Origin of the sequence: Methylobacterium sp. WL19, from assembly GCF_008040005.1 — a bacterium.
In the GTDB taxonomy this organism is placed as follows: Bacteria; Pseudomonadota; Alphaproteobacteria; order Rhizobiales; family Beijerinckiaceae; genus Methylobacterium; species Methylobacterium bullatum.
Window position 1 is genome coordinate 1 of sequence record NZ_VRVC01000229.1, and the last position, 3,461, is coordinate 3,461.

Annotated in this window: 4 protein-coding genes; all 4 read right to left on the bottom strand. The window is 67.6% G+C overall.

The window, feature by feature from the left end:
- Nucleotides 1-151 (bottom strand): DUF6481 family protein (locus tag FV220_RS26305; protein ID WP_281406104.1); only part of this gene is annotated, 151 nt, incomplete at its 3' end.
- Nucleotides 152-300: 149 nt separating this feature from the next.
- Complete coding sequence (locus FV220_RS24440) at nt 301-510, bottom strand: cold-shock protein (protein ID WP_026176335.1); 210 nt, start codon at nt 508-510, stop codon at nt 301-303.
- 290 nt (nt 511-800) lie between these two features.
- The gene (locus FV220_RS24445) at nt 801-2,084 is read right to left on the bottom strand and encodes a cation:proton antiporter (RefSeq protein ID WP_056160654.1); all 1,284 of its coding nucleotides are present in this window, start codon (nt 2,082-2,084) and stop codon (nt 801-803) included.
- Nucleotides 2,085-2,348: 264 nt separating this feature from the next.
- The coding region (locus tag FV220_RS24450) for a Gfo/Idh/MocA family oxidoreductase (RefSeq protein ID WP_147833521.1) at nt 2,349-3,461 on the bottom strand (1,113 nt) is incomplete at its 5' end.

The following is a 3,461-nucleotide window of genomic DNA, read 5'->3' on the forward strand; positions in this document are numbered from 1 at the left end:
CGCGGGCGATGGCCTCACGCTCGGCCTTGCGGGCGACCACCGTCGGATCGTCTGCGGCCGGGCGGTCGCGGAAACGCGCCAGCGCGGCCTGACGGGCTTCCTGCGAAGCCTTGAGGCGGTCGGTCATGGAGTTTTCGTTGAATTGGCTCACACAGAATCCTGGTTTGGAATGCGGCGGGGCAAGGCCGCATAGGAAAAAGACGTCATCGAAAACGCAGGAAGCCGCTCTTCAATGAAGAGCGGCTCCGTAACCATTGTCGGATTCTCAGGGAACCCGGCATGGCTCATGCGGCACGTGGCTCAGGCGGCCTGGAGGCTGCCGGCGGACTGCTTGCCGCTACGCTTGTCGGTTTCCATTTCGTAGGAGACCTTCTGGCCTTCGGCGAGACCGCGCATACCGGCGCGCTCGACGGCGGAGATGTGCACGAACACGTCGTTGCCGCCGTTATCCGGCTGGATGAAGCCGAAGCCCTTTTGCTCGTTGAACCACTTAACAGTACCGACAGCCATCATAATCCTTCGCCCTTGCGGGCATCATAGTTCGGAGGTCCGGACGAAGATGTCAGGCCTTCTCCGTTGTCTCGATTCGCGCCCGACTCTCGTTCAGCAAAAGCCGTTTGGCTTCAGCAAATGAAAATCTGATCACGCTTCGATCACCGTCATGTACTCCCAATGGCGGGATTTAGCAAATGCCATGAAAAACTTGGGCTTTGTTTTTGGTCGGGCGGAGGAAAATTTGCAGGGTATCCGGCCAATACGAGCACCGATGTCGCTCGGGCGACAGGCCCCGTTCCCCGGCTTCATTCGGCGCGGCGTGAGGCCAGCGGCAGGTCGAGCTGGGCGCTCTCGGTATCGCGCCCGCTGCGGCGGTCGAGAAAGCCCAGCACCGGCGAGACGCTGACCCCGTGCAGGACGATGGAGAGGAGGATCGTCAACCCCGCCGTGCTCCACAACAGGCCCGCCCCCTCGAACCGCGCATGCCCGAGGGCGAAGGCGAGATAGTAGATCGTGCCGAGCCCCCTGATCCCGAAGACGCTGATCACCGCCCGCTCGGCGAAGGGCTGGTCGTGCCCGACGAGGCTGACCCAGCCGCAGAGCGGGCGCACCACGAAGATGACGAGACACGCGAAGGCGGCCCCCGCCCAGGTGAGGTCGCGCAGGAGCCCGCCGCCGAGGGCGAGGCCGAAGCCGACGAGGAGGATCATCATCGCCAACCGCTCGAACGCCTCCGCAGACCCGTGGAGGGCGTGATGGTAATCGTGGCCCTGGTCGGACCAGCGCATGGCCAGGGCCGCGACGAAGACGCCGATGAAGCCATAGCCGTGCACCGCCTCCACGGCGGCATAGGTGAGGCAGGTGATGCCGAGAGCCACGAAGCCGTCGCCGGTGCGCGACAGGCGGGCGCGGTTCGGCAGGTGGAAGGTCAGCCAGCCGAAGCCCCGCCCGATGGCGGCGCCCAGGGCCACCCCCGCCAGGATCTTCCAGACCAGCGAGAGGCCGACCCATTCGGTCCACCCGGCGGCATTCAGGCCGGAGGAGGCGGCGAACGCGATGGCGAGGTTGACGAAGGGAAAGGCGAGCCCGTCGTTCAGCCCGGCCTCGGAGGTGAGGCCGAAGCGCATCTCGTCTTCCTCCCCCTCCGACGGCGGGCCGACCTGGACGTCGGAGGCGAGGACCGGGTCGGTGGGCGCCAGGGCGGCGGCGATGAGCAGGGACGCGGCGATGCCGAGGCCGAGGAGATGCGAGGCCAGGAATCCGAGGGCGAGGATCGTCAGGGGCATGGCGATGGCGAGGAGGCGCCACGTCACCATCCAGCTTTTCCAGCCGACCCGGCGGTCGAGCTTCAGCCCGGCCCCCATCAGCGAGATGATGACGACGAACTCGCTGACCTTCTCGATGAGGCGCAGGTGATGCTCCGGCCGGGGGGAGAACTCGCCGATCCCCGGGATCAGCGACAGGCCGGCCCCGATCGCGACGCAGCAGATTGGCAGTGACAGCGGCAATTGCCGAAGCACCATCGGCAGCCAGGCGGTGAGGAGCACCAGAGCCCCAAAGCCGCCGAGCGTGATGACATACGTGTCCATGGTACCCGATTCGTTCCTGTGCGCCCTCCGCCGGAATCGCCACGACCCACACGCAAGACCGATTTTTCGAGTTGTCCGTTTCCGGAAGGGAGCGCGGCCCCACCCTCCTCCCCCTTGTGGGGAGGAGTTGGAGGTGGGGGTGGTTGGGCGACCCTCAGCCGGCGGAGGCCAGCGGCGCCACCCCCACTCCTAGCCTCGCCCCACAAGGGGGAGAGGGACGCTGTCTGCCTGCATGCCGAGATGCGTTAAACCCGATCGCCGCCGTCAGGGCGTGCCCGGCCGCATCGTCATGTCCGGGTTGAGATCGACCCATCGGCGCGTCGCCGCCGCCTGGTAGAGCGCCTCGATCAGGCGGACGTCGCGCAGGCCCATCTCGCCGGGCGTGCGCAGCTCACCGCCCTCCGCGATGACCTGCGAAAGGTGGTCGATCTCGCCTGTGAACTGCACCGCGTCGCCCTCCGCCGTCAGGATCTCGTCCGCGCGTCTGGCATTGCCGACCACGAGGCGGTTGCCCTGGTAGGCGGTGCCGGGATCGAGGGTGGCGACCGCCTTGTCGCCCCACAGGTCGATCCGCTTCTTGTCGGCGCTGTAGCCCGACGAGACCGTGGCGTGCCGGCCCGAGGGGAAGACGAGCTGGGCCGTGAACACGTCCTCCACCTCGGCGAAGCGCGGATCGCCGGCAGGCGCATGCATCGACGCGGAGACCGAGGACGGGCTCTCGCCGAAGAACCATTGGATGCCATTGAGGCCGTAGATGCCGATATCCACGAGCGACCCGCCGCCGGCCACGGCCTTCAGCATACGCCACTGGTCGCGGGGCTTTCCCGGCTCGAGGGGGCGGTGATGGTCGGAGGAGGCGAAGCGCACCTCGCCGAGCTCGCCCGCATCCATCATCGCCTTGGCGCGCAGGTTGTGCGGCTCCCAATGCACCCGGTAGGCGATCATCAGGCGGCGGTCGGCGGCCTTGGCGGCGTCGATCATCCGACGGCACTCGGCGGAATTCGTCGCCATCGGCTTCTCGCAGAGAACGTGCTTGCCCGCCTCCAGGGCCTTGATGGTCAGGTCGGCATGGGTGGAGTTCGGCGTGATGATGTAGACGGCGGCGATGTCCGCGTTGTCGGCTATCTTCCCCATCGAGGCGTAATCGTAGAGGCCGCCCGGTCCGATCCCGTAGCGGGCGGCGACGGACTTCGCCTTCTCCGGGTTGCCGGAGACGAGGGCGACGGCCCTGGAGCGCCGTGCCCGCTGGAAGGCGGGCAGGATCTGGGCCTGGGCGAAATCGCCGAGGCCGACCACGGCCCAGCCGAGATGCCTGTCGCGCGGCAGGGGCGGAGGCTGGTCGAGCTTGGGCTCGGGCCGGCCGGTGGGGGTGGCGGG